Here is a 24892-nt window from a genome sequence, read left to right on the forward strand (position 1 = left end):
TGAAACATGACTGAGAGCCTTCCCCGCGTCGCCCTGACGACCTATTCGATCAAACCGCGTGGTGGTGTTGTCCACACGCTGGAACTGGCAGAAGCCCTTCAGGACGCGGGGATCGACGTGACAGTCATCGCAATGGGAGAACCCGATGCCGGGTTCTTTCGCGATTTGGCCGTGCCCTATGAGATCGTTCCGACACCCGAATGGCGCGACTCGCTTGAAGACAGGGTATTTAGCTGGATCGACGCCATGGAGGCCGGGCTCAAAGCGATGGGTGATCGCTTTGATATCGTCCATAGTCAGGATTGCATCTCGGCCCGCGCAGCAGCACGTGTTCGCGATGCCGGAGCGAGCTTTAAACTGATCCGCACCGTTCATCACGTGGACGATTTCACAACCGAAGCCCTGATCAACTGTCAAAAACAAGCCATTCTGGAACCGGATGAGGTTCTAGTAGTCAGCAAGCTGTGGCAGGATATTCTGCGCAAGGATTACGGCGTTGAAGCCAAGATCGTGACCAACGGCGTTCGCGCTGAGCGGTTTGCACAGGAAATCACGGCCGACCGACGCTCGGACCTCAGATCCCGCGCCGGTCTGGTCAACGGTTCGTCCGGTAGGTTCATGTATTTGACCGTCGGTGGCATCGAGCCGCGCAAAGGTAGCCGCCACCTGATCGACGCGCTGGCCAAATTGAAATCCGAGCGTGACGACGCGCCGGTTTTGGCGGTGATCGGCGGGCATTCGTTTCAGGACTATCGCGCCTATCGCGAGGATGTTCTGGGCTCATTGCCTGATCTTGGACTTGAGCTGGGCAAAGACGTTGTCTTGCTTGGTACGATCGACGATGAAGAATTTCCACAGTGGTTCTCGGCCGCGGACGGGTTCGTGTTTCCGTCCGTCAACGAAGGTTGGGGGCTGGTTATTCTCGAAGCCGCCAGCGCGTCGCTGCCGGTTGTCGCATCCGATATCGACGTGTTCCATGAATTCCTCAAACATGATCAGGATGCCATTCTGACCCGGACAGCGGATGTCGATTCATTGGCATCAGGCATGGCCCGTTTGTTGGACGAACCGGATACTGTGGATCGCCTGACAGCCAACGGCCCCGAACTGGCCGCACGCTATAGCTGGTCGAATACTGCACGCCAGCACATCTCTGTTTACACCACCTAAACTACCCCCCACTCACAACAAAAAATGGCCTGCCGATCACTCGGCAGGCCATCTAACGTTCTGATACAGGTCGGAAGAGAAAAGAACGTCAGATTGATTTTTGATACAGCCGGTCCGTCACCAGACCCGAGCCGTCCAGGCCCCGCATCGCCTTGGCCGCGCCCAGAACCGCAAGGTCGATTAGTGGCTCGACCAAGACAACAAGCATATAGCTGACACCAAATGCACCCACAGCCGCGAGATTGGCCGCACCAAAGCCCTGACCAAACAAGGCCCAGAAGGCAACCCAGGTCACAACGCCACCCTGATAGGCCGTCGACAGTGCCAAAGCCTGCTTATAGGAAAGATCCACATAAGCCGTGTCGGGCGCAATTATACGTTTTGCCAGAGCGGACACGGCAAATAGCGGCACCAGCAGGGTCGTCACATTCACGAAATACTGTGGCAGATCAGCCGGCGCGAACATCATGCCTTGAACAAGCAATCCCAGCGCCAACCCGACCGCAGCAGGTCCGGCCCCGAGGATCAGGAACAAGGTTGACCCAAGGATGAAATGCACCTCGGATACGCCAACCGGGTATTTCGGGAAGATCTCGAAAAAGACAAAGACTGCGGCAACTGCCATTGCAGACCGCGCAACAAGGCTGACGATGCCTTTATCGCGCATTGTATCAGCGCACAATTTCAGCGAATAAGCCGCCGCTCCGGCAGCGGTCGCATAGGAAAGCGCCAGTTTTGCGCCCACCACGACTCCGGGTTCAATGTGCATAGTCAAACCTCCGATGTTTGTTGAGTGGCCGACGAACTACACAGGTCGGCGAGGTTGAGGCATCCGGCCATGGCCGTTGCCTCAACTGTTAAGCAAGATCGGCCAGGATCAGAGAGTCCAGGTCGAGAATACGAGCGCGCGCTCGCGGTATGCTTGGATATTGGCGTCCAGAACGTCCAGCGGGTTGAAGGCTTTGACGCCGGGGATCAGATCGTCTTCACGCATCCCATAAAGTGCGCCCATTGCAAAGCGGCAAGCATAGACAGTCGCGCCTTCGTCGATCAGCGTCTTGAGCTGACGGTTATAACCCAAGTTGCCCGGGAAACCTTCGTTGCCGACAGCCGGATAGCCGCGTGCGGCAGACGCCATCAGAACGCCGGGACCATACAGGATGAAAGTCAGGTCAAATCCTTTACGCTGCAACCGGGTGGCCGTCAGCATATTCACCAGACCAACCGATCCTTCAAACGGGACGGTGTGCATGAAGACATAGGCTTTGTCGCCTTCATTGGCCTTGTGATCCGGAAAGATTTTTTCCTCGACATCAAAAAGGATATCACCTTCCTTGGGCGGGTCGATTTTTACAGTTTGAGGCATTTCAACTCCCTTGTTGCAGTAGTGTTTACTTTAAGTGTTCCAAGAGGCGGCGCCCCCTGTCGAACCTGATGGACCCTATTGTTTGGATCGAAAGTTCTTGCGCGGCCAATGCCGTTTGTGGCTGCCGGGGATGACGTCCATGAACCATTTTTTCATGCCCCACGGCATCATGTGATAGATCGGTATGACAAGCTGCCGCCAAAATCTGTCTTTCATCCCGCGCGGTTTGTTGGGTGGGTTCGTCCCTGTGCGGCGGGCCATTTTGTCTTGCGCTTCGCAAAGCAGATAATGTTCAGAGTTTTCTCGGAGCCACTGGGAAAACGTCATTGTCTCAGACCTTTCCATCCAGCTTCATCACTGCATCCGCAGCGGCAATCTGGATTGGCTCATTCAACGCACCGATTGCAGGAGAATAGACATTCTCCATCGTTGCCAGAGCATCAATCGTCAGACCGGCCCGAGAGGCCACCCCAAGGAAATCCGCCCGTTCCTTGACACCTTCGCCTCCCACCATCTGCGCACCCAGCAGGCCGCGCGTCTTAGGATCGACCAGCAACTTTACGGTGATCGGGCGCACTCCGGGATAGTATCGCGCGCGGGTGATGCCAGTAGTTTTACCGCAGACATATTCCATGCCAACGGCAGTGGCCGTGGTCTCGCCAAAGGAGAAACCGCCGATCATCCATTCACCGGCCAACATGCCCCAAGGGACATGCACGGGCTGGTAAATCCGCTCGCCCCCAGCCGCATTCACACCGGCCACTTTGCCTTGCGCATAGGCATGGCTTCCGGTCAGCCCCTGCAATGGCAAGTTGGTAACGCCATGAACGATCTCGGCGCAGTCACCGGCGGCATAGATATTGGGGTCCGAGGTCTGACCCTTTGAATCAATAACAATCCCACCAGTGCTGCCAATCTGCAGGCCTGCCTCAGTTGCAAGATCGTTGTTTGGAACCTTGGGCGTTCCCAGAATAACGATGTCGGCCTGCACATCTCCGAACGTGGTTTCAACATGAGTGACGGTCTTGTCCCCCCGGAACGCTGTCACCCGTTCACCCCAACGCATGTCGACGCCGGCCTCTTCCCAATCCTTGCGGACAGGTTCGATAATGTCGGGGTCCACCACGTCGGCCATGGGCCAAGGATTCGGATCAACCAGGGTCGTCTTGATGCCGCGGTGAACCATAGCCGAAACCATTTCCACTGCGATGGGGCCGCATTCCACGACCACTGCAGTTTTGACGTTGTCCAGGAACTTGTCCCAGTTCATCGCGCTTCGGATATTTTTGACGCGGTAGATGCCATCCAGGTCCTGACCCGGGATATCCAGTTCTTTATAGCGCCAGCCAGAACACAGGATCAGCTTGTCATAGCTAATATCGCCTTCTCCGGCCACGTTGATACGCTTGTTGGCCCGATCAATCGCATTCACCGTTGTTTCGTAGTGAACGTCGATGCCCTGCTCCATGTACTGTTCCTTGGTCGCAAGAAACAGTCGATCAAACGAGTCAATCTCTTTGCCATGAACGAAAGGAATACCGCAGGGGCTATACGCCACATCCTCGAACTGTGTGTAGACGATGGTTTCCGCCTTGGGGTCTGTGCCCTTGGCTGCTCCGGCTGCGCCCAGGCCACCAGGCCCTCCTCCGATCATCACGATTTTCACGGACATCTCCCTCATCGAACGATTTACCATCAGGTATGTATATTTCGTATCGTAGAAAGTCGTAAACTATCCGTCAAGCTTTCTGTTTACTTTCGTACTCGTTCAGTTCGAAGAAATTTCCCGGCAAACACACACGGTTCCACCCCGGAGTTTCAGGGCATCAGAACGTTTACTCTCACTCGTGAAAGTTAAGTTAGTTATTTTTTATAAATTTTATCATATTATTAAGGAAAATTTCCGGTCTAAGAGCATACACTCAGAAAACCATCCTATGAATTGGGGGAAAGTGTTTTGCAGGTGTTAATCACGACAGCAATCAATTGACCCTCGCCCCAAGATAAGATTCACTTATTCACCATTGTTAATGGCTTTCATTGCCTTGACCAACAAAGCCTCTTCCGCATCCGAGAATCGTTTTAGCGCATCTTCGGCCTGCTGAATCAGCTTTTTGGCGATGTCCCGGTTCTGCTCAGCCATCTGCAAGACGACGTCAGGTGCAGCACCGCCCGGGGCTGTTCTGGTGGCTACGATATTGCGTGGATCAAGGGCTTGCTTCAGCGTCTTTTCATCCGGCGTCAGCGAGATTCCCGCCACCTTCTGCGCCGCGTCCGATATGATCTCGGGCGTTATATCCACCCCTCTCAATCCAGCTCGACTTGCTGTTCGCACCGCCTCACCCACAATGTTATAGGCCATTCGGTAATCGAGTTTGTGGGTCAGCATAATGTGTTCGGCCAAATCCGTGGCCTGGCAGAAACTGTTTTCCAGCAACGCCCACATGCGCTCTCGGTTGACAGTGAGCGTTCCGACAACACCCGTCATCAGGTCACTGATCCGGGCCGAGAATTCCAGCGCACGGGGCACTTCACCATAGGCAAAGATCAGGTTGTCACTGCGGGCTGATGGGCTTTTGACGACGGCCAGAAAACCGCTGAGCCGTCCGATCAGGACCCCGCCCCCACCCCGCACAATGGACAGAGAATAAGGGTTGCGCTTTTGCGGCATCAGAACCGAGGATCGGGTGTAAGGGCCAGCAAGATCCACATAGTCGAATTCCTGACTGGACCAGATCTCAAGGTCTTCAGCCAGTTTTGATTGATTGGACAGGGCACTGACCGCCGAAGACAGCACGTCGATGAACGTATCCGTCTGCCACATGGCGTCCCGCGTATGGTCGATGACACCATCAAAACCCATCAGGTCAGCGATATAGGAACGGTCATCCAGCAATTGAGTGCCGTTCACACATCCCGCGCCGCCGGGACTCTGGTTAATCTGCGACAGACAGGTCAGCATCCGCTCGGCATCGCGCAGGGCCGGAGGGACGAAGGCCAGCAAATAGTGCCCAAATGTCGAAGGTTGCGCCTGTTGCAAATAGGTTTGGTCCGCCATCAAAACGTCCCGATGATCCTGCGCAAACCGGGCCGTCGTTTCGGCAAACGCACTGACCGCGCGGATCAGTTCTGCGGTCAGGCGGCGCATCTCAACCCGCAGGGCAACACGCGCGGCCTCGCGTCGCGGGCGTCCTGCATGAAGCCAGCCCGCAGCATCGCCAATCTGCGACACAAAATGCCGCTCGCGCGAGTTATACGGTTCCCCATAGGCGGCGTTGTAGGGGAAATCTTCGACAGGGGTTTCATGCGCCTCAAGCAAGACCCGCAGCAGTTTCCGCGCCGCATCATCCGGAATGATCTGCCGATGCATCAGGTCCATCACATGACCCAAGTCCGCGATATTTAACCCGTGGTGCAAAATGGGCGCGTCTGCAATTTCCCATGCAAAGCCCGCGTCAATCAGCTCTTGCGCAGGGCCAGAGGCGGATGGGCCTGCCAGACGTTGCGATCCTGGTTTTACATCTGCGATGGTCATTGAGGGCTCCTGTTTTTCTTGTCCTATGGGACATCTGCCTTGCTTAGAACGCGGCTTCGCTTTCATCGCTGCGGCGGCTGTTTGCCCGCGCCAGAACACGGTCCACCATCTGAGCCGAGGCTCCGATGTCGATCTTCGGGTCTTTGTCGGGCACAAACCCTTCAACCAAATCCGACAGCGCTTGGGGTATGGTCACACCCTCTTCGCGCACTTTGCGGTATGCGTCTTGCAGGACGGCTTGCGCGCTATGTTTGCCCAGCTTTTCGGACAGGGTTGCCAACACACCTTCCGAGGCGGACTCGAGCAGTAAGTTACGGCGCATTGCGTCTACGTTTACTTCCAGCCCTTCAACCAGATCCCGCGTCATTGCTGCCGCGGCAAGGCTGTATTGACAGAGTTCTGGGAAAACCGCCCATTCGACTTTCCATGAACGGGCATCCCGCTCGTTTTCCTGCAACATGGTTTCGGTCATCACACCCGCATCAGCCCGCACCAGCTTCGACAGCGCCACGATCTGTTCACTGGATTCCGGGTTGCGCTTGTGCGGCATGGTGATGCTGCCGACCGTATTGGGGTTGGTCCGTTCGGCCAGTTCACCGATTTCCTTGCGTTGCAGAGTGAATGTCTCATTGGCGATTTTCGCCAAAGTGGCCGTTATCATGGCCAAAAGCTGTGCAAACTCGCAAAACCGGTCGCGGGCGTTGATCCAGCTGATATCCGGTTCGACCAGGTTCAGTTCATTGCAAAACTGCGCCCTCAACGGCATCGCCTTATCCCGGAAGAAGCCCAGCGAACCGACCGCACCACCCAACTGACCAACAAACAGACGGCTATGGGCCTGTTGCAATCGCTGCAAATGGCGTCCGACTTCGTCCGCCCAGACAGCCGCCTTCAACCCAAACGAGATTGGCGATCCGGGTTGCCCGTGTGTGCGCCCGACCATCGGCGTCGTTCGATGCTGTTCGGCAAGCGCTAGCAATTGACCTTCGGTGACCCACAGATCGCGCCAGATCAGGCGGGCGACCGCCTGCATCTCAAGAACCTGCGAAGTGTCGGTTATGTCCTGAACCGTGGTACCATAATACACGTATTCTCGCACATCCTCGGGCAGGTGGTCGCGCAACACGTGGATCATGCCCAATGTTGAATGCGAGGTCGCCCGTGTCTGTCGTGCAATATCGGAAATTGGCAAGTCGGTCTGCGCCAGACCTTCGATCGCGGGCAGGGTTTCGGTGGGAATGATCCCGCACGCGGCCTGCGCGCGGGCCAGCGCAATTATGACCCTCACCCAACGGCGAACACGGGCCGGTTCATCAAATATTACGCGCCCCTCGGCCGTTGTCCACTGGTGCCCGAAGACTTCGGAATCGATCATATGTGCGACCATGCGACCCCCGTCTGTTCCACGATCAGTTCAATCGCATCACGGACTTCATCCAGCGACGCGCCCCAAGGCACAAAAACCGCGTCCGCGCGATCCTCGATCCCTTCCTGCAACAGACAGCAACGTGTCAGAACCGGTCCGTCAGATTGCGATAACTGCGGCAGAAACTTTCTTGGGCAGGTATCCACCAGATCGGGCGGCTTTTTGTAAAACCAGTTGTGTATCTGATCCGACCGCTCGCATCCCAAAAGAACCCAATCTTTCTCGGCGGGGCGTTCATCCAAATAGGACACGGATATATTATCCACATCAATGCCCGACCCACGGCATGGTACCAGCAGTTGCTGCGGCACAGGGTTTCGTTCATCGGCCAGCACCTCTCGGCTGTCGGTCAGGACCGGAACGACCACGATCGGCGGCAAATCCTCAGCTCCGTCCAGCACTCGCGTCACCTGATCCACCAACTTAGATGGAAACGGCGGCACGATATCCAGAACATGCAACCGGATGGGATCGGGGTTCAGGATAAAGCTGACATGGGAATACCGGCCCTCGATCACGACACATCTAAAGCCGGGGTGCCGGTCGGCCACAGCCGCCAAATGCGAGGGAATGCCCGCATCCGCCCAATTATCGGTGACGTACAAACAATCCTGCGGCTCGGCCAGCACACGAACAGCGGTGATCGGAGAAAACAGGTCCGTATCGTTTTCTCGGTCCACCTCAAGCAGAGTGGTTTCCTGCCCCTTGCGCGCAACAATGAAACGGGTGCGCATATAGGCTTCGCGGCCTGTGAAGTGTGCGATCAGCCAATCGGGGTCAAGGCTGGTCAAATCCGTCGAAAGCGCAACCTGCCGGTATCGGTTCGGAACAATATTGCGGGCCGAGGCGTCAAAGTCGAACATCCGCGCCAGCCTTTTTAACATGCTCGGTTCGCATGGTGTCCGCGCGCAAACCCAGGCGCAGCGTTTCAAGCCCAAGCACTTCGTCCAGTTGAATATTGCCCAGATTCACCTCGGACCCGAAATGCGAGATCAACAATACCTGCTGATCCCGGCGCGGGGCCTCAAAGATCATCTTGTCGGCATACTCGCTGCGCATCAAAGCCTCGATCAAGGTGCAACGGGCACGGCCGTCGGATTGATAGAGACCTACCGTACCGCTCTCGCGCCCTTCGGCTACGATCCAGCTGGCCCCTGCGGCCAAGTCACCCTCGATCTCGGCAATCCAATCTTCAGCATCGGCGGTCTGGTTGGGGTCTTTGCTGCCAACCTCTGCCAGAACCTCGAACCCGGTGTCGCGGGCGCGGGAAATCAACGCCTGCTTCTCTGCAACTGGTATTTCCGATGCACCATCCGAGATTTCGACGCAATCAAACCCAACCTCTGCCGCGAATCTCAGCATAGGTCCAACCTGATCCTGAAGACGCGAAATTTCCATAAGGGTGCCGCCGGTGCAGGTCTTGATTCCCGCCTCGCGCAGTTCGGCAACCTTGGTGCGCACATTCGGATCGATATAGGAAATGCCCCAGCCGAACTTCCAGATATCAATCATCCCCGCCGCCTGCTGAATGACATCCCGCGTGTGCGAAACGGTACAGCCTTTGTCCAAAACATGCGTCAGACCAGCCATTCTGGGCTTGGGACTGCGCGGTGCAAGATCGAGGAAACACGGGCTGGGATCGGCAAGCATGTTATTAATCCTCATTAATTATGCTGAACAATACCATGCGACATGGTCGTTACGGATACGACTTAATGTATTTCGTATAATAAATTTGGTCAATCCCTTTGTTAGCGGACGATCTGCGGCCCAGCACCTGGTATATATTTCTCTAAAGTAATGTTCATTTCGTATAGTTGACACATTGCATCGTTTGCCCGTACCTTTTCGATCAAACAAAGGGAGGCGATTCATGGATGGAATACATGACATGGGAGGAACCCAAGGCTGGGGAAGCGTCGAAATCGACCCCAACGAGCCGGTGTTCAAAGAAGATTGGGAGGCGCGCGCATTTGCCCTGAGTCTGGCCTCGATGGGCGTGTCGGGAACCAACCTTGACGCGTTCCGTCACGGGTTGGAACGTCTGCATCCCGTTGATTATCTGTCCGAAGGTTATTACGGACGCTGGATCAGCACGGCCGAGTTGCTGTGCGTGGACAGCGGCATTCTGCCCCCCGGCGCGGTGGCGGCACGGGCGCGCGTCATGCAAGGCGAAAAAGTCGACGAACCCGCAGACGTCGAGACCCAGAAACCCCAGTATGAAAGGGGTGGCGCGGGATCTTTGCGTGAAATTGAAGACACTCCGAAATTCGAAGCAGGCCAGACAATCCGAGCCTCATCCCTGCGAAAATCGGGCCACACCCGTTTGCCAGCCTATGTGCGGGGCCGCACCGGAACGGTGATTGCCCGACGCCCTGCAGCCGTGCTGCCGGACAGCACCGCGCATTTCACCGGCGAAGATCCACAGCACGTCTACACCGTCGAATTCGACTCGACCGAGCTGTGGGGCGAAGGCGCCGAAAAATCCAAGGTCCGCATTGACCTGTTCGAAAGCTATATGGAGGCCGCATGACCGAGCTACCTCGTTCCGAAGACTACCCGTCGCCGCAAATCCGCGTCGAAGCTCTTGAAGCTTTGCTCGTCGAACGTGGCCTTGTTGATCCGAATGTTCTGGACGGCTTCATCAACCGCTATGTCAACGATGTAGGCCCAATGAACGGCGCCAAAGTAGTGGCGAAGGCCTGGGTTGACGATGATTATAGGAAACGTTTGCTGGCGGACGGAACCGAAGCCTGCAAAGAACTGGGCTTTGGCGGGCCGCAGGGCGAACACATCGTTGTGGTCGAGAATACGCCCGAGATGCACAACATGGTCGTGTGCACCCTGTGTTCGTGTTATCCATGGCCGCTGCTTGGTCTGCCCCCGAACTGGTACAAGGATCCGGCTTATCGGGCACGCTCGGTCCGCGAACCCCGCGCCCTGCTCAAAGAGATGGGCCTGGACCTGCCGGACAGCGTGGAGATCACTGTCTGGGATTCTAGTGCCGAAAACCGCTATTTCATCCTACCCATGCGCCCTGAAGGAACCGAGGGCCTGTCCGAGGATGAATTGGCCAAGCTGGTCTCACGCGATGCCATGGTTGGCGTTGCACAGGTTACGGCAGGCTGATCCATGGCCATGATAGATAGTCTGGGCCCCGAGTCCAAAACGCCCCTGCCCCGCTCGAACGGAGAGCTGGTCTTTGAAGAACCCTGGGAAAGCCGTGCCTTTGGCATGGCTGCGGCCTTGGCCGATCAGGGCGTATTCGACTGGACCGATTTCCAGCACGGTCTGATTGCCGCGATCGCCGAGTATGAAAAGGATCATGACAGTATCGAGACACCGTATCGCTACTATGAACGGTGGTTTGCGACGCTGGAATCTCTGGTCGTCAACAATGGCCTGTTATCAAAACAGGACATCGACTCTCTGACCGAGGATTTCTGCAAACGGCCGCATGGTCATGATCACCACCATGATCATGATCACGGACACACGCATTGAGCGGCCAGAAAACAGTAGAAAGCACGTGGCGCGGCGGCCTGTGCTGTGACGTCGATATGGGCGGGTTCTCGGTTACGGTCGATGAACCCCCCTCGGTCGGCGGCACGGATCTTGGCCCTGAACCTACCTCGGTCCTACTGGCATCGGTGGCGTCCTGTTTCACAGTCGCCATCGCCTTTTGTGCACGCAAACGATCTGTTGAACTAACGGATCTGAAGGTCTCGGTCACAGGTGTCTATGACGGGCCCAAATACGCGTCCATCACCATATCCAGCCAACTGGGCTGCGACCCTTCGCAAATCGACGGCATCATCCGGGCGGCCGAGCGGGTTTGCTATGTCACCAATACACTCAAGACCGCCCCGGACATTCACATCAAGTCAACACCCATCGCGCCCGGCGCAGCGTGATCCGGCCACAGTCAGCGCCATGATCCGCCCCTAATGGGCGGGCCTGCAAACAATCTCAGAAAAAGCAGAGCCAATCTGCACGCCATTCAGTGGCCTGATGCCGCTGTACCAACAGAATAGGAGACTGATCGTGAAAAGTTTGAATGCGTTAGCCATAAGCATCCCCGTCACAGGGGCCATAGCAACCTATCTTGCCCTGGGCCCGCTTAGCGGATTCTTCCTGATTTGGGCCGCATTTGCCGTATGGGGAGGCTTTTTCGCGTTCGGCGCGGATGGAGCAGCTTTTAAGAACATCGTGGTCTGCGGCATTTTCGGCTGCGTGATCGCATGGGTTTCGACGCTGATCATCCTGAATGTTCCGCTTGCAGGCGCGCTTGGATTGCCGCTTTGGGCCGCGATTGTGGTGAATCTGGGTGTTGCGGTTGCCGTACTGGCTGCAAAGACCCAGCTGTTTTCGGCCATTCCCTGCACGGTGTTCGGAATCGCCAGTTCCTACGCCTATCTGTTGCAGACCCCCGATGTCATGAGTACCGCGGTGCTGACCTCGGCCAGTCTGGAAAACCAGATCATCTTGATGCCGCTGTCGATTATCGCCGGGGCTATTTGTGGCATGATTTCAGGTACATGGGGATCGGCCATGACCAACGAAGCCTGAAGACTTGACCGGATGATGCCTGTTCCGACCCGCTCGATCCCAAATGGTTGAACTGGCATCCGCTTTGGGTCCGGGTGCTCCACCCGCCCGGGCCCAAAGCACTTTGAAAGGCGACAACACCAAGCCCCTTGTTGGGGTGTGTTTCCGATAAAGTTTGACATGATCACTATAGGTAATTATCTATTTCCTATAAATTACGATCCCCACCGAAAGGAATCGCCCACATGACCGCCGCGCCCATCGTGAAACTGCCCGAAAGCGTCAGCATCGTTAATATCGGCCTGCCCCTATTCGAGACCTCGGCCCGCGATCAGGGCGCATCCGTCGTCGGCGTGGACTGGCGCATCCCCGGCGGAGGCGACGCAGATGTCGTTGCCGCCCTGGGCCGTTTGCTTGGCCCCAAGTCCGATATCGTGGACAAGGCCAACGCCGAAGTCATCCACCGCATCAACGAAGGCGTACCGATGCTTAAGGGCATAGATCGCGCCGGTTCTGTCATCCCGAATATGGGCGAGCGCACGATCCTGCACTGCGGGCCGTCGATTGCGTGGAACGACATGCCCAATCCGCTGCAACGCTCGATAAAGGCGGCCATTGTCGCCGAGGGCTGGGCAAAGGACGTCGATGCAGCAGAAAAGCTTGCGGCATCCGGAGAGGTAGAACTGAAACCGGCCAACGAAAGTGCGACCGTGGTGCCTATGGCGACGTCAATCGGGCCGTCTGCCCCGGTCTATGTCATTGAGAACGAATTTGGTGGCACCACCACCTTTTCCAGCGTGAATCAGGGCTCGGGCGAGGTTGCATGGTTCGGTGTCGACAACGACAATGCCATCGAACGGTTGCGGTTCCTGCGCGACGCGGTCGGGCCGGTTCTGGCCAAGGCTCTTCAGGCTAAGGGTCCGATCGACGTATTGTCTCTGGCGGCTCAGGGCGTTCCGATGGGCGACGATGTCCACATGCGGGTTCAGGCCACCACCAACCTATTCCTGCGTGACCTGTTGCCCCATCTGGTCGCCAGCGATCACGACCGCGCAACAGAGGTTGCCACGTTCCTCAGTGGCAATCACCTGATGTTCCTCAACGTCGCAATGGCGGCAGCGAAATCGCTGGTCGATTCTGCGGCAGATGTCGAAAACTCAAGCATCGTGACCACCATGAGCCGCAATGGCGCGACCTATGGCGTACGCCTGCCGGGCAAGGACGGAAGCTGGTTCATTACGGATTCGCCCCCGATTCAGGATGCGCTGTACTATCCGGGCCAAGGGCCGGAAACCAGCGCACCCGATATTGGCGATAGTGCCGTTCTGGAATTGATCGGGTTGGGTGGCCCTGCGGCGGCGAACTCTCCTGCAGTAGCAGGCTTTTTGGGCGGCCGCATGTCGGACGCGATAGCCGCAACACAAAGTATGCAGCGAATCTGTGCCGGGGAAAGCACCCGGTTCCGGCTGCCTATTCTGGACAACGTCGGCACGCCGGTTGGCGTGGACGTACGAAAGGTTGCCGAATTGTCGATCACACCGGCCGTGAATACAGGTATCATTCACGTTTCGGACGGCACCGGACAGGTTGGCGCCGGAGTCGCATGGGCGCCGGTAAAATGCTTCGTGGATGCTCTGCTTGACCTTGACCGCCGCATATCCTGAAGTCTCGCCGGTTTATCTGGCTGACACTGTGGGCGACGGCGTACCCGTCGCCCACGAAGGCTCTGCTCTCAACGCCGAAGTAATCGCCACGTTCTCGTCAGGATTTTACGTCAAAGACGAGAAACAGCGAATTTTTGCAGTTGGTAGCCCGGCAATCCCGGCAGGTCCCCTGCATTTGGTTCTCAAGCACGCACCACCAAAGCCCAATGACGGCACCCCGGTCACGATTCGATCGAACGCGCTGGATATCGGCCCCGTTTCCATTTCGCTGAAATCCGCCACACGCTTTTCCCCGTTCAACCCTCGACCTGGCGACTTGGCTTTGGCAATCCCGGTGCTGGCTGGTTTGTACAAATCACGCAACATACCACAGGATATTCTGCCAGTGTTTGCTGCGCTGACGTCTGCGCTTCATGCTGATGATCTGGATGGTGCCCGCAATATTCTTCAGGGCCGGGGCGATGGTCTTACCCCCAGTGGAGATGATGTATTGGCCGGCCTGCTGCTATTTCACGCCTGGAGCGGAAGACCGGTCAAGGATCTACTTGGCGTCGCATTGAACGCCAAAACAAATGATTTGAGCCGGGCATTCCTGAAATGGACCGCGCGGGGTCAAAGCATCCAGCCCGTCCATGATCTGATCCGCCTTGCCCTCAAGTTGTCGCTTGAAATTCGCCCCTTGCCCGCGCAACGCCTCAAGTCGGAGTTGATGCGGGCGGTGGACGACCTAAGCCGGATCGGTCACTCATCCGGTGTGGCCTTGTTGACAGGTCTCAGCCTTGCGGCAAGACTGTATTGGCGCCCGATCAATAGCCCGGAAACACCACAGCACGTCGATGCGCCGTGATACCAAACTGATCCACTATGGCCGTGGCCCCCTGCCCGGCCCTGCAAACCCGTCGATCGAACGGGCATCGACCATTTTGCATGACACTATGTCCACATTTCGGGATGCCAAGGAGCGCCGGGAAACGGACGACCATGTCGTCTCGTATGGGCGGCGCGGGACATCCACGGCTCATGCGCTATCTGCGGCGCTTTGTGATCTGGAACAGGGGGATGCGTGTTATCTGTATCCGTCCGGCGTTGCGGCAATCACCACAACCCTGTCGGCATTCCTGCGTCCCGGGGATCACATGTTAATGGTTGATGAGGCTTTCCACGCCAGTCAAAGTTTCTGCCGGGATTACCTTGCGCAGATGGATGTCAGTTTTTCTTCAATCCCCTGGGATGCAACCGATCTGTCGCCGTATCTCAAGCCCAACACAAAGCTTGTGCTGGTTGAATCCCCGACATCGCTGACATTCAAGGTGATGGATCTTCGCGCGTTGTGCGACAGCGCGAAGGATCTGAACCTGACGGTCGTGGCAGACAATACATATGGATCGGGATGGTTGTATCAGCCGCTGTGCCTTGGCTGCGACGTGTCGATCATCTCAGGCACCAAATACCTGAGCGGCCACGCGGACACGATGATCGGGGCCGCCGTGTCGAAAGGGGATGCCAGCGCACCATTGCGAGCACATACGCTTAGGACAGGACAATTGCTTGCACCCGATGAAGCCTATGCCTGTTTGCGTGGCCTGCGCACACTTTCCCTCCGACTGGATCGTCACGCAGCGACAAGTCAGCAAATTGCAACCTGGCTGGTCGAACGACCTGAGGTGAAACGCGTTTGGCACCCTGGTCTTGCAGACCACCCCGGCCACAACATCTGGGCGCGTGATGCAAGCGGCGTGAACGGATTGCTGAGCCTGAGCCTTGCCGACGGATTTGACCCCGAGGTCTTTGTCGACACCTTGAAACTCTTTGCAATTGGCGCATCGTGGGGTGGGTTCGAAAGCCTTGCGCTGGCCCTTCAACCCAAAAGCGGCCTAACCAGCCAAGATCACCCGCAGGTAAGGCTTCACGCCGGGCTGGAACATGCTGACGATCTGATCGAAGACATTCGGGCCGCATTGTCTAAGTCAACTCTCGAATAAGTGCCACCCACCTATCCGGCCCGATGCGATTTGCGGAATTGGTTGGGGCTTTCACCGGTGCGTTGCTCAAACACCCTGCTAAAGGCCGTCCGGCTGTTGAACCCGACCTGATGTGCGATCCGTTTCACCGGCAGATCCGTTGTCGTCAACAAGTTCGCAGCATGACGCAACCGCAGATCCCGCAGCAGTTCGATCGGCCCGCTTCCATAAGCTGCTGTAAACCGCTGGGCAAAGGCGGATCGGCTCATGCCAACACGCGCGGCCAACGATTCTACGGTGTGCGGATCGCCGGGCGTATCAAGCATGACCCGAAGCGCATCCCAAACCATCGGATCGCGCAACGCGGCCATCCAACGCAAATCACCATCTTCGGACTTTAGCCGCCTGCGCAGCATTTCGATCATGCACTGGATCAGAACCGCGCGGATCATCGCCTTGCTGCCGAGTGCAGGATTACTGAGTTCAGACAGTAAAACATCAATTGCGGAACTGAGAACGCTGCCCTCGCCGATCACTTCGACAATGGGGGTCCGAACCAAATCAATCACATCCATTGCACCCCGCAACCCAACCTTCACCCGCGCGCAGATTGCTGTCACCTGCCCCCCGTCAGACGAATTGTCGGAAAAGGCCAGTATGTGCCGCAGCTTCAGTTCGGCGGGGTTGCATTGCGGTAATGGGCGACTGGACGTCCCGAAACTTCTGAGGGAATGACTTTGCAGCGAAGGAACCAGAACCAAGGTGCCAGGCACGATGGGAATCGGGGGGCCAGAACGGAGCGAAAGCGTGCCCTCACCGCTTAGGATATAGTGCAGCGTTGCCCCGACATCCTGTCCCAAAGAAACCTCGCAGTCCCCCTTGATTTCACACACCGCGAAAGGTTCGGCCGAGATATCCAGCTGATCGAAAACAAAATCATATTTCATGTCCCGAACTTACCCGGATTTCGGACGAAATGATACACCTGCATCTCATTTATACCGAATTTCAGACGAAATGATACATCACTCTTCCTACGTTAAATCTATCGAAACGCATTAGAGGAGACACACTATGTGCGATTGTCACGATCATGATCCCAAGCAGAAACATATCTCTCGTCGGGCCGCTCTGAGAGGCGGATTGGCCGCAACCGCAGCCACCGCAGCAGCCGCGGTTTCAGCCGGGTCGGCTCAGGCCGAAAGCGCCAATCCCTATGCTGATCCCGCAGAACCCGCTCTGCCCCCTTCGGACATGAAATTGGACCTGAGCCGCGCAGCTTTGGTTGTGACGGACCCGCAAATCGACTTTTTGCACCCCGAAGGCGTCACCTGGGGCGTTATCGGCGCAAGTGTACAAGAGCACAACACCGTCGAGAATATCGAGACCCTGTTCAAAAACGCCAAGGATGCCGACATTACGGTCGCTGTGTCACCTCACTATTACTACCCCACAGACCACGGTTGGAAATTTGAAGGTGCGCTGGAAAAACTGATGCACAAGATTGGCATGTTCGACCGCAAAGGTCCGCTGATCATCGACGGGTTTGAAAACTCTGGCGCGGACTGGATGCCGCAGTACAAGAAATACATCGACGACGGCAAAACCATTGTGACCTCACCTCACAAGGTTTACGGCAACGATACCAACGACTTGTCGCTGCAACTGCGCAAAGCCGGTGTCGATCAGGTAATTCTGGCCGGAATGTCCGCCAACCTTTGCACCGAAAGCCATCTGCGCGAACTGCTGGAAGACGGGTTCGAAGTCGCTGTGGTCAAAGACGCGACAGCCGCTGCCAAGCTGCCCGAGGGCGACGGATATCTGGCGGCATTGACCAACTTCCGCTACATGGCAAACGCAGTCTGGACCACCCAAGAAGCGGTCGAGCAGATCAAGGCTGCATCGTAATATACTAACTCCGGACAAGCCGGTGGCCCGGGTCGGTCGGCTTGTCTTTTTTATGGTCTAAGTCCTGCGAAAGTTACCTGATTTGGCTGACGCCACAGGTAAAGCGCATAAGCACTTGCGCGACCGTGAAAACCACTTTGAAGACACTCCCCACATTTCACCGGTGTATTGCTGTTCCGGCACTCAGCAACACAACCGTTCGGCTTTTTCGACGCCTTGCCGTCTGTGACCGCTGTACAGAGTTCGTCAGGGGCTGAGCATGAATTATGGGATTGCAGATGTCAGTCTCATAACGTATAGTTTACATTGTCTACTAAAGGAAATATCAACAATATCTCACCCGGCGTATGTCTGCGTCCTGGGTGGATCGCAATCCAAACTCAACAAACCATGCGGCTTTGCCGACGCACGAATTGTCCAAGGATAAATTCGTGCGTCCACGCGCCCACAAAACGGAGAAACAACATATGACCGACGATATCCAAAAGAACTCACGAAATACGGACAAAGCCCCGAAAGACCTGAGTTCCCAGACGGTCGCCTTCTCCCATTATAACAACCTGACGGCGCAGCTTCCTGTAGACGCCAATACAGGGAAGGTCGTATCGGGTGGCGTAAAAGAGCAGGCGAGACAATGCCTGAACAACATCAAGGCCATAGTTGAAGGCATCGGTCACGTCATGGACGATGTTGTGAAGCTCAATATTTTCCTCAGAAATATGGCCGACATTGACGCCGTCAACGAAGTATACACTACATATTTTCAACACGATCTTCCGACCCGCGTAACGGTCGAAGTTGCAGACCTTCCCTTGGGCGACGCGCTGCTGCAAATTGATGCCTTGATATCAAACGGTGAAGGCACGACCCCGCAAGAGCCCGTAGATCTTGTCAAAGTTTCGCGAAATACAGACAATGCCCCGAAAGACCTGAGCTCACAAACAGTCGCCTTTTCCCACTATAACAACCTGACAGCCCAACTTCCCCTTGATCCCAAAACCGGGGAAATTGTGTCAGGTGACGTTCAAGAACAAGCTAAACAATGCTTAGAGAATATTAAGGCCATTCTGGAAAGCATCGGTCATGTCATGGACGACGTGGTTAAGACAACGATCTATCTCAAGAACCTCTCAGATATCGACGCCGTGGGCGAAGCGTGCGCCGCGTATTTTCCAGATTATGTTCCTGCGCGAACCATCGTAAACGCATCTGCCCTACCCATGGGCGCATTGGTTCAGATTGACACAGCCGTTTCCCACGGCGATGGCACACCGCCGCAACTTGTGGAAGACAGCCGATTTATTGTCATGGAAGCCAACAATACCGACAATGCACCAAAGGCGTCCTACTCACACTCGGTTGCGTTCTCTCATTACAATCATATTTCTGGGCAACTTCCTATGGACCCGGTGACTGGTGAGATTGTTGCCGGAGGTATCACAGAACAAACCGAGCAATGTCTGAACAACATCAAAGCAATTGTCGAAAGTGTCGATCATGCTATGGACGATACTGTCAAACTCAATATCCAGCTTAGGAATATTGCTGACCTTGATGCCGTAAACAGCGTCTACACGAGCTTTTTCACTGGGGACCTTCCAGCCAGAACAGTTATTGGCGTTTCAGATATCCCGATAAACGCTTTAGTTCAGATTGACGCTATTGTCTCAAATTGCGAAGGCACGCCGCCAAACGCGTCGTGACAAAGGAAAAAAGGCAACCGGGTTCAGGCTTTTCCTGACCCCGTTTGCCACCTTTGAAGACGCGCGGTATCGGAAGGTAAGCAATCTTTTACGCGATATTCTGGCCGGGTCGGCAGGGGTTAGTCAGCAGCAAGGTTCTTGTGCCTTACGGTCTGTTCGTGTCGTGTTTGTGCGATCAATCGGCCCAGAGACTTAATCTTGTTATTCACATCCTGCTCTGTCAGCAAACCTTGATCAATCAGCGTGTCTTCTGCGGCCTCCAGCCAACAGTCAAAATAGCGGCTTTCGACCGTGTCAGCGCTCTGAGCAAGTTCTTTCTGCTCCATCGCCGTGATCATATCCGCCAACCGCCCCTGAAAAGCGGCCCAGGGAAACGTCCGGTTCTGAACCATGGCTACGATCAAGCTGAAAATCCGCGTCTGCCATGGGGCTTGGAACAGTGGCCCCTCGCCCTGCATCCCCGGGATTGAGGCCGTGACTTGCGCAATCGCGGCGTGGTGATCGTCAGGCGGGTTCAAGATAGTCCTCCCACAGGTCCAGACAAACGCTGCCGTTGGCATCAGCGACGTTTCCCCACAGGTCCGAGGCGCGAAATTCGACCGTATAGCAATGTTGCGGGCTGGGCCCCTGTCCCGTGGCCATTGTATCGGCGAACTGGAATACCCCGGAATCGGCGACGACTAGCCCCAAATGGTTGCGCACATAGCGCGGTACCCGCGTGTGACCGGCGGGGCTGTTGGCCTGAACGCGCACCGGCTGACCGACGGCAAAGCGTGGCGCGGCTGTGGACGCGGGGAACGTCATCTCGGCCCCTGCTTTGGTCGCCGCCAGAACGTCAGCCGGGTCAACGGCGGGGTGATCGGCTTGCACGATGTCAAACCGTTTGCGCCCCGAGGCCACTTCTTGCGGATCAACAAGCCCCGCCGCCTGTACCAGCGCGGTGGCGGCCACGGCCCATTTTTCGAAATAGTCCAGCCGCAAGTAGTCCGCCGGAGCGATTCGCTCGATTGCCGCGCGGTGTTCATCGGCGCAGAAGGGCACCGACCAAGCTAGGGCCTCGGTTAGGGCAAAGGCGCGCTTTTGCCAGTCGTAATCAAAGGCCCGATCCTGATCGCAGGGAACCGGGCCAAACCCGTGCATCCCGCCCATATCATGAATGCCATCCATCCCCTGCCCCTAAATCAACGCCGTGCCGATCATGCCGTTGCGGGTGACAAGATCGGCCAGCTCTGCGGCGGAAAGCCCCTCGGTCCCTTCGGGGCGGCGTGGCAGAACCAGATAGCGGATCTCGGCCGTGCTGTCCCAAACCTTGATCTGCATCTCATCGGGCAGGCTGACACCGAATTCCGCCAGAACCGCGCGGGGTTCGCGCACGACGCGCGACCGGTAGGCGGGGCTTTTGTACCATGTGGGCGGCAGGCCCAGCACCGGCCACGGATAGCACGAACACAAAGTGCAAACGATGACGTTGTGAACCGTTTCGGTGTTTTCAACCACGCGGATATGTTCGCCCTGAAACCCGCTGAACCCCATCGCGTTGATCGCCGCAGACCCGTCGCGCAGCAGCCAGTCTTTGTAGTCCGGATCGGTCCACGCCCGCGCGACCACCGCTGCGCCATTTCGGGGGCCGGTTTCGCGTTCGTAATATTCAACGATACTGTCCAGCGTTTCGGACTTGACCAGCCCCTTGGCCACCATCAGCTCTTCCAGCGCGCGCACGCGCAGGGCGGGGCCTTCCTCCAGCGGGTCGTGATCATGCGGCATCGTCGGTTACTCCATCGCGCCCAGAATACGCGCCAAGTTTGAAAACCGCGCGATCAGGGCAAAAATCACGATGTTGATCACCATGAAGATTACCGCAATCGACGCTATAACCGGCGTGTAGCCATAGCGCAGGGCATTGAAAATCTTGATCGGCAACGTCTCGACCGAGAATCCGACGGTCATCAGCGCGATGATATATTCATTCAGACTGAGGACAAAGCAGAACGCAAAACCCGCAAAGGCAAAGGGGGCGGCAATCGGCAGGATCACGGTGCGGAAAACGACGGCGTTCGAGGCACCCATGGTCTGGCTGGCCTCGATCAGTGCGGTATCGACGCTTTCCAACCCCAGCGAGATCGTGACCAAAGGCAGCGCCAACAGGAATATCGCGTGGGCGATGATGACGTTGATCATAAGCCCGTTCACACCGATCCCTGTAAAGAACAACAGGAAGGCCAACGCCATAATCACGGGCGGCAGAATGAAGGGTGCCACCCCAAGCGCCAGAAGTGCCTTGGCATAGCGCAGCCCATAGCGCCACGCGAAATATGCCACGGGCAGGGCGATCAGAACCGACAGGCTGGCGGAGGCGAAGGCGACAAACAGCGAGTTCTTCAACGCCGTGAACCAGTCATTCGCCACGAAAACCTCGGCATACCAGCGGAAGGAAAAGCCGCGCGGCGGGAAGGCCAGGAACTTCTTGGCATTGAACGACACAGCCGCGATCACAAGGATCGGCCCGATCAGATACAGCGCAAACAGCGCCAGATAGATGCTGCGTAGTGCCCTCATGCCTTTTTCCCCGAGAATTTCGTGACCAGCCAGATCACCGTGGCGCTGAGAACCAGCAAAACCACCGCCAGTGCCGAGGCAAAAGGCATATTGAAGTTGAAAATCGCTTGATCCGTGATCAGCACAGACAGCGTCCAATGTTCGGGCTTGCCCAGAACCTGCGGCACAATGATGGCCCCCAACGTCAGCACGAATACCGTCACCCCGCCCGAGATGATGGCCGGCCGTGTGACCGGCACCACCACGGTAAAGAACGTACGTAAAGGGGATGCACCCAGTGTCCGCGACGCCTCGATCAGGCTTTTGTCCAGACGACTAAGGGCAGGGAACAGCAACAATACCGAAAACGGAACGGTCAGATAGACCAGCGCAGCAACCACTGCGCCTGCCGAAGGGGTCATGGCAAAGCTTTTCTCGATCACGCCGATCCAGACCAGGATATTGGCCACGCCCGCGGTGCGGGACAGCAGGATTTGCCAACTGAACGCGATCAGGACCTCGGACAGGGAAAGCTGCGCAAGGATATAGATCAGCCAATAGGTCTGCGTGCGCGGCGGGAAATTGGTCAGGAAATAAGTGAACGGGTACGCGATCAGCAAGCTCAGCACCGCGATCAGCGCGCACAGCCCTGCCGAGAACAGCGCTCGTTCGATGTAGAACCACGTCAGGAACCGTTCGAAATGCTGGAGGTCAAAGCTTGTGGCATAGCCTCCGTCGTCTGTGGGGGTCGACACGCTGGTCAGCAGGATCAGCACAAATGGGATCACGAAAAACGCCCCGATCATCACCGAGGACGGGATCAGCCCGATATAACGTGAAAGCGCGCTTGTCTGCATCCCACCGCCCCCTACACCGCCAGCACGCTGCAGGCCGCAGCGGGCATTTCCACATGAACCTGATCGCCCACTTTCACATCCGGCCAATCCTTTGGCGTCAGGACCGAGATCACCTCATGCCCCGCACAATCCACCAGAATCTCGATCGTGGCACCAATATCGCGCACAAATGTCACCGTTCCCGTGACTGAATTGGCCACATTCATGTCCGAGGGGTGATGCACGAACACCTCCTCGGGGCGGGTCATCAGCAGAACGTCATCGCCTTGGGAGAAATGGCCTGTGTTGCCACCCACCGTCAGATCGACCCCGTTCACATGCACGCCGTCTGGCCCTGACATCTTGGCCGGCAACAGGTTGCTGGTGCCGATGAACCCGGCCACGAATTTGTCGACCGGGGTTTTGTAAATCTCCATCGGGGTTCCGGTTTGCAGAACCTGCGCCTTGCCCATGACCACGATTTGATCGGCCATGGTCATCGCCTCGGTCTGATCATGGGTGACAACGACAGTAGTTATGCCCAGTTCCTGTTGCAGCTTGCGCAGTTCGATCTGCATGACCTCGCGCAGATTGGCATCCAGCGCCGACATCGGCTCATCCAGCAGGAAAACCTGCGGGTTCAGCGCCAGGGCGCGCGCGATGGCTACACGCTGACGCTGACCGCCCGACAGCTGCGAGATCTTGCGATCCTCAAGCCCCGGCAGGTGAACCATATCCAGCAACTGCCGCGCGCGGTCTTCGCATTCTGACCGGGAATGGCCACGAATGCGCATCGCATAACTGATATTTTCACCCACATTCAGATGCGGGAAAAGGGCAAAGGACTGAAACACCATGCCGATATTGCGCTGATGAACGGGTACGCCGGTGAGGTCCTGATCCTCGAACCGGATTGCGCCGCTCGTGGGGTCGTCCAGCCCGGCGATCATCCGTAGCAGAGTGGTTTTTCCGCAACCCGACGGGCCCAGAAAACAGATCATCTCGCCCGTATTGAACTGAAGGTTCACATCTTTGACGGCCGTCACTGTGCCGAAGTTCTTGGTGACGTTTTTGATGCTCAGACCTGGCATGGGGTGTTTTCTTTCAACAACTGGGGTGGCCCGCCCCGCATAGCGGAACGGCCCTTTGTTCGTGAGTGGTTAACCGGCGATCATCTGGCTCCAGGTGTCGGAGATCCAGTTCCCGTGATCCTTGTAAATATCATATCGCGGGATGATCGGAGCTTTGGGGCTGCTGACAGCAGCCAGTTCCTCGGCCGTGAGGTCCGTCAGGGCCGGGTCAATCACAGGCGAGGTGCCGACATTGCGCGACAGCAACGCCTGTGTTTCGGGGGCGGCTATGAAATTGATGAATTCATGAATTTCATCCATCGGCTTGGCGTGTTCAGGTACAATCCAATAGCCCGAGTCGACAATCGCGCCCTCTTTCGGGAAGGTCGAAACCACGGGGAAGCCTTCGGCAGCGGCAAGGCCCGCAACGTCGTGGTAATACTGCCCCATGGGAATCTCACCATCCTGCAACGCCTGTTGGAACGCACCTTCGTCCTTGTACCAGAGCCGGACGTTGGGGACGAGTTCGGACAGCTTGTCAAAGACCTGCTGAATACCCTCTTTGGTGTCCAGAATATCGGTGCCGCCAAAGAACGTGGCCGCCGTCACCTCGAGCATGTGCGAATTCGAGGCCAGCCCCAGCAGGCCAATTTGGTCCTTGTATTGTTCATCCCACAGTGCAGCCCAGCTATCAGGCGCATCAGGGATTTCGTCTGAATTGGTGCACAGCGTGATATACCACGACACCGCACCCACACCGTACAAGCTGCCGTCCTCATAGCGGTCCTTGAATGTATCGGGCATGTTCGACAGGTTCGGGATCTTGGAATCGTCCAGCGATTTGAACACCTTCTGGTCTGCCCCGTTGCTGCGCGGAATTCCAGCCATAAGCGAAACATCCGCAGGCGCGGTTTTGGCACGGGCGGCGTTCTTGATCTGCACCAGCCAGGTTTCGCCCGTAGGAACGGCGACCGAGTTCACCTCGATCCCTGTGGCCTTGGTGAATTCGGGAAAGATGAACTGCTTGAAGCTGTCCTCGAAGAACCCGCCATAGGTTCCGACCTTTAGAGGTTGTGCGGCGCTGACGATCGAAGGCGCAGCAAGGGCTGCGGCACCGGTTGCGGCGGCAGTGCCCAGAAAGCGGCGGCGTGAAAAGGTGGTTGGCATTAC

26 protein-coding genes are annotated in these 24892 nt (G+C 56.7%); 11 read left to right on the top strand and 15 right to left on the bottom strand.

The genetic code is table 11. From position 1 onward, the window contains the following. The first annotated feature begins 6 nt into the window (after positions 1-6). Positions 7-1170, top strand: coding sequence for an MSMEG_0565 family glycosyltransferase (locus RUESEDTHA_RS18450; protein ID WP_180888133.1), 1164 nt, complete (start codon positions 7-9; stop codon positions 1168-1170). 88 nt (positions 1171-1258) lie between these two features. Here RUESEDTHA_RS18450 and RUESEDTHA_RS18455 read toward each other — a convergent pair whose 3' ends face one another. From RUESEDTHA_RS18455 to RUESEDTHA_RS18485, 7 genes are all read right to left on the bottom strand, one after another. Beyond that, a complete protein-coding gene (locus RUESEDTHA_RS18455) occupies positions 1259-1939 on the bottom strand; it encodes an energy-coupling factor ABC transporter permease (protein ID WP_180888134.1) in 681 nt (226 codons plus the stop codon). A gap of 108 nt (positions 1940-2047) precedes the next feature. Next, positions 2048-2536: an MSMEG_0572/Sll0783 family nitrogen starvation response protein gene (locus RUESEDTHA_RS18460; protein ID WP_180888135.1), complete on the bottom strand. Its 489-nt coding sequence runs from the start codon at positions 2534-2536 to the stop codon at positions 2048-2050. Between the two features lie 331 nt (positions 2537-2867). Next, positions 2868-4202: an FAD-dependent oxidoreductase gene (locus tag RUESEDTHA_RS18465; protein WP_219635890.1), complete on the bottom strand. Its 1335-nt coding sequence runs from the start codon at positions 4200-4202 to the stop codon at positions 2868-2870. A 348-nt stretch (positions 4203-4550) separates the two neighbouring features. After that, the gene (locus tag RUESEDTHA_RS18470; RefSeq protein WP_180888137.1) at positions 4551-6071 is read right to left on the bottom strand and encodes a lyase family protein; all 1521 of its coding nucleotides are present in this window, start codon (positions 6069-6071) and stop codon (positions 4551-4553) included. 43 nt (positions 6072-6114) lie between these two features. Further along, the gene (locus tag RUESEDTHA_RS18475) at positions 6115-7446 is read right to left on the bottom strand and encodes an adenylosuccinate lyase family protein (RefSeq protein ID WP_180888138.1); all 1332 of its coding nucleotides are present in this window, start codon (positions 7444-7446) and stop codon (positions 6115-6117) included. After that, positions 7443-8360, bottom strand: coding sequence for a hypothetical protein (locus RUESEDTHA_RS18480; RefSeq protein WP_180888139.1), 918 nt, complete (start codon positions 8358-8360; stop codon positions 7443-7445). The genes RUESEDTHA_RS18475 and RUESEDTHA_RS18480 overlap by 4 nt, the downstream gene beginning before the upstream one ends. Next, entirely contained in the window at positions 8347-9147 is an 801-nt protein-coding gene (locus RUESEDTHA_RS18485; RefSeq protein ID WP_180888140.1) for a phosphosulfolactate synthase, read from the bottom strand. Before RUESEDTHA_RS18485 ends, RUESEDTHA_RS18480 begins: the two co-directional genes overlap by 14 nt. A 223-nt stretch (positions 9148-9370) precedes the next feature. Here RUESEDTHA_RS18485 and nthB (RUESEDTHA_RS18490) point away from each other — a divergent pair, with 223 nt between their 5' ends. The 8 genes from nthB (RUESEDTHA_RS18490) to RUESEDTHA_RS18525 all read left to right on the top strand — a co-directional run bounded on the left by nthB (RUESEDTHA_RS18490) (position 9371) and on the right by RUESEDTHA_RS18525 (position 15691). Continuing rightward, positions 9371-10030, top strand: coding sequence for a nitrile hydratase subunit beta (gene nthB, locus RUESEDTHA_RS18490; protein ID WP_180888141.1), 660 nt, complete (start codon positions 9371-9373; stop codon positions 10028-10030). Then, entirely contained in the window at positions 10027-10626 is a 600-nt protein-coding gene (gene nthA, locus RUESEDTHA_RS18495) for a nitrile hydratase subunit alpha (protein ID WP_180888142.1), read from the top strand. Before nthB (RUESEDTHA_RS18490) ends, nthA (RUESEDTHA_RS18495) begins: the two co-directional genes overlap by 4 nt. Positions 10627-10629: 3 nt before the next feature. After that, positions 10630-11001: a nitrile hydratase accessory protein gene (locus tag RUESEDTHA_RS18500; protein WP_219635892.1), complete on the top strand. Its 372-nt coding sequence runs from the start codon at positions 10630-10632 to the stop codon at positions 10999-11001. After that, positions 10998-11411: an OsmC family protein gene (locus tag RUESEDTHA_RS18505; RefSeq protein WP_180888143.1), complete on the top strand. Its 414-nt coding sequence runs from the start codon at positions 10998-11000 to the stop codon at positions 11409-11411. Before RUESEDTHA_RS18500 ends, RUESEDTHA_RS18505 begins: the two co-directional genes overlap by 4 nt. A 130-nt stretch (positions 11412-11541) precedes the next feature. Beyond that, positions 11542-12066 (top strand): DUF1097 domain-containing protein, encoded by a 525-nt coding sequence (locus RUESEDTHA_RS18510; protein WP_180888144.1) that lies wholly within the window; start codon positions 11542-11544, stop codon positions 12064-12066. Between the two features lie 224 nt (positions 12067-12290). Next, entirely contained in the window at positions 12291-13709 is a 1419-nt protein-coding gene (locus tag RUESEDTHA_RS18515; RefSeq protein ID WP_180888145.1) for a DUF1116 domain-containing protein, read from the top strand. Further along, the gene (locus tag RUESEDTHA_RS18520; protein WP_180888146.1) at positions 13684-14556 is read left to right on the top strand and encodes a DUF2877 domain-containing protein; all 873 of its coding nucleotides are present in this window, start codon (positions 13684-13686) and stop codon (positions 14554-14556) included. Before RUESEDTHA_RS18515 ends, RUESEDTHA_RS18520 begins: the two co-directional genes overlap by 26 nt. After that, entirely contained in the window at positions 14546-15691 is a 1146-nt protein-coding gene (locus RUESEDTHA_RS18525) for a PLP-dependent aspartate aminotransferase family protein (RefSeq protein ID WP_180888147.1), read from the top strand. Before RUESEDTHA_RS18520 ends, RUESEDTHA_RS18525 begins: the two co-directional genes overlap by 11 nt. Positions 15692-15702: 11 nt before the next feature. Here RUESEDTHA_RS18525 and RUESEDTHA_RS18530 read toward each other — a convergent pair whose 3' ends face one another. Further along, positions 15703-16617, bottom strand: a complete 915-nt coding sequence (locus tag RUESEDTHA_RS18530; protein WP_180888148.1) for an AraC family transcriptional regulator — start codon at positions 16615-16617, stop codon at positions 15703-15705. A 127-nt stretch (positions 16618-16744) separates the two neighbouring features. Here RUESEDTHA_RS18530 and RUESEDTHA_RS18535 point away from each other — a divergent pair, with 127 nt between their 5' ends. Next, on the top strand, positions 16745-17578 hold the full coding sequence (locus RUESEDTHA_RS18535; protein ID WP_180888149.1) for a cysteine hydrolase: 834 nt from the start codon (positions 16745-16747) through the stop codon (positions 17576-17578). 467 nt (positions 17579-18045) lie between these two features. Next, on the top strand, positions 18046-19281 hold the full coding sequence (locus RUESEDTHA_RS18540; RefSeq protein WP_180888150.1) for a RidA family protein: 1236 nt from the start codon (positions 18046-18048) through the stop codon (positions 19279-19281). Positions 19282-19400: 119 nt separating this feature from the next. Here RUESEDTHA_RS18540 and RUESEDTHA_RS18545 read toward each other — a convergent pair whose 3' ends face one another. From RUESEDTHA_RS18545 to RUESEDTHA_RS18575, 7 genes are all read right to left on the bottom strand, one after another. Beyond that, positions 19401-19799, bottom strand: coding sequence for a nitrile hydratase accessory protein (locus tag RUESEDTHA_RS18545; protein ID WP_180888151.1), 399 nt, complete (start codon positions 19797-19799; stop codon positions 19401-19403). Continuing rightward, positions 19786-20448 carry a nitrile hydratase subunit beta gene (nthB, locus tag RUESEDTHA_RS18550; RefSeq protein WP_180888152.1) on the bottom strand — a complete coding sequence of 221 codons (663 nt, stop codon included), beginning with the start codon at positions 20446-20448 and terminating at the stop codon, positions 19786-19788. Before nthB (RUESEDTHA_RS18550) ends, RUESEDTHA_RS18545 begins: the two co-directional genes overlap by 14 nt. A gap of 9 nt (positions 20449-20457) precedes the next feature. After that, positions 20458-21045: a nitrile hydratase subunit alpha gene (gene nthA, locus RUESEDTHA_RS18555; protein ID WP_180888153.1), complete on the bottom strand. Its 588-nt coding sequence runs from the start codon at positions 21043-21045 to the stop codon at positions 20458-20460. 6 nt (positions 21046-21051) lie between these two features. Continuing rightward, entirely contained in the window at positions 21052-21837 is a 786-nt protein-coding gene (locus tag RUESEDTHA_RS18560; protein WP_180888154.1) for an ABC transporter permease, read from the bottom strand. Then, the gene (locus RUESEDTHA_RS18565; protein ID WP_180888155.1) at positions 21834-22673 is read right to left on the bottom strand and encodes an ABC transporter permease; all 840 of its coding nucleotides are present in this window, start codon (positions 22671-22673) and stop codon (positions 21834-21836) included. The genes RUESEDTHA_RS18560 and RUESEDTHA_RS18565 overlap by 4 nt, the downstream gene beginning before the upstream one ends. A gap of 11 nt (positions 22674-22684) precedes the next feature. Then, positions 22685-23743 (bottom strand): ABC transporter ATP-binding protein, encoded by a 1059-nt coding sequence (locus RUESEDTHA_RS18570; RefSeq protein WP_180888156.1) that lies wholly within the window; start codon positions 23741-23743, stop codon positions 22685-22687. 69 nt (positions 23744-23812) lie between these two features. Next, positions 23813-24889: a PotD/PotF family extracellular solute-binding protein gene (locus RUESEDTHA_RS18575; protein WP_180888157.1), complete on the bottom strand. Its 1077-nt coding sequence runs from the start codon at positions 24887-24889 to the stop codon at positions 23813-23815. Positions 24890-24892 lie beyond the last annotated feature (3 nt).

It is taken from the genome of Ruegeria sp. THAF57 (assembly GCF_903914075.1).
GTDB lineage: Bacteria > Pseudomonadota > Alphaproteobacteria > Rhodobacterales > Rhodobacteraceae > Ruegeria.

Coding starts and splice junctions, on each gene's coding strand:
- RUESEDTHA_RS18475 (WP_180888138.1), bottom strand. CDS start 7,446: ATGATCGATTCCGAAGTCTTCGGGCACCAGTGGACAACGGCCGAGGGG.
- RUESEDTHA_RS18470 (WP_180888137.1), bottom strand. CDS start 6,071: ATGACCATCGCAGATGTAAAACCAGGATCGCAACGTCTGGCAGGCCCA.
- RUESEDTHA_RS18535 (WP_180888149.1), top strand. CDS start 16,745: ATGTGCGATTGTCACGATCATGATCCCAAGCAGAAACATATCTCTCGT.
- RUESEDTHA_RS18500 (WP_219635892.1), top strand. CDS start 10,630: ATGGCCATGATAGATAGTCTGGGCCCCGAGTCCAAAACGCCCCTGCCC.
- RUESEDTHA_RS18560 (WP_180888154.1), bottom strand. CDS start 21,837: ATGAGGGCACTACGCAGCATCTATCTGGCGCTGTTTGCGCTGTATCTG.
- nthA (WP_180888153.1), bottom strand. CDS start 21,045: ATGCCGCATGATCACGACCCGCTGGAGGAAGGCCCCGCCCTGCGCGTG.
- RUESEDTHA_RS18570 (WP_180888156.1), bottom strand. CDS start 23,743: ATGCCAGGTCTGAGCATCAAAAACGTCACCAAGAACTTCGGCACAGTG.
- RUESEDTHA_RS18565 (WP_180888155.1), bottom strand. CDS start 22,673: ATGCAGACAAGCGCGCTTTCACGTTATATCGGGCTGATCCCGTCCTCG.
- RUESEDTHA_RS18485 (WP_180888140.1), bottom strand. CDS start 9,147: ATGCTTGCCGATCCCAGCCCGTGTTTCCTCGATCTTGCACCGCGCAGT.
- RUESEDTHA_RS18450 (WP_180888133.1), top strand. CDS start 7: ATGACTGAGAGCCTTCCCCGCGTCGCCCTGACGACCTATTCGATCAAA.
- RUESEDTHA_RS18480 (WP_180888139.1), bottom strand. CDS start 8,360: ATGTTCGACTTTGACGCCTCGGCCCGCAATATTGTTCCGAACCGATAC.
- RUESEDTHA_RS18525 (WP_180888147.1), top strand. CDS start 14,546: ATGCGCCGTGATACCAAACTGATCCACTATGGCCGTGGCCCCCTGCCC.
- RUESEDTHA_RS18455 (WP_180888134.1), bottom strand. CDS start 1,939: ATGCACATTGAACCCGGAGTCGTGGTGGGCGCAAAACTGGCGCTTTCC.
- RUESEDTHA_RS18515 (WP_180888145.1), top strand. CDS start 12,291: ATGACCGCCGCGCCCATCGTGAAACTGCCCGAAAGCGTCAGCATCGTT.
- nthB (WP_180888141.1), top strand. CDS start 9,371: ATGGATGGAATACATGACATGGGAGGAACCCAAGGCTGGGGAAGCGTC.
- RUESEDTHA_RS18575 (WP_180888157.1), bottom strand. CDS start 24,889: ATGCCAACCACCTTTTCACGCCGCCGCTTTCTGGGCACTGCCGCCGCA.
- RUESEDTHA_RS18460 (WP_180888135.1), bottom strand. CDS start 2,536: ATGCCTCAAACTGTAAAAATCGACCCGCCCAAGGAAGGTGATATCCTT.
- RUESEDTHA_RS18530 (WP_180888148.1), bottom strand. CDS start 16,617: ATGAAATATGATTTTGTTTTCGATCAGCTGGATATCTCGGCCGAACCT.
- nthB (WP_180888152.1), bottom strand. CDS start 20,448: ATGGATGGCATTCATGATATGGGCGGGATGCACGGGTTTGGCCCGGTT.
- nthA (WP_180888142.1), top strand. CDS start 10,027: ATGACCGAGCTACCTCGTTCCGAAGACTACCCGTCGCCGCAAATCCGC.
- RUESEDTHA_RS18540 (WP_180888150.1), top strand. CDS start 18,046: ATGACCGACGATATCCAAAAGAACTCACGAAATACGGACAAAGCCCCG.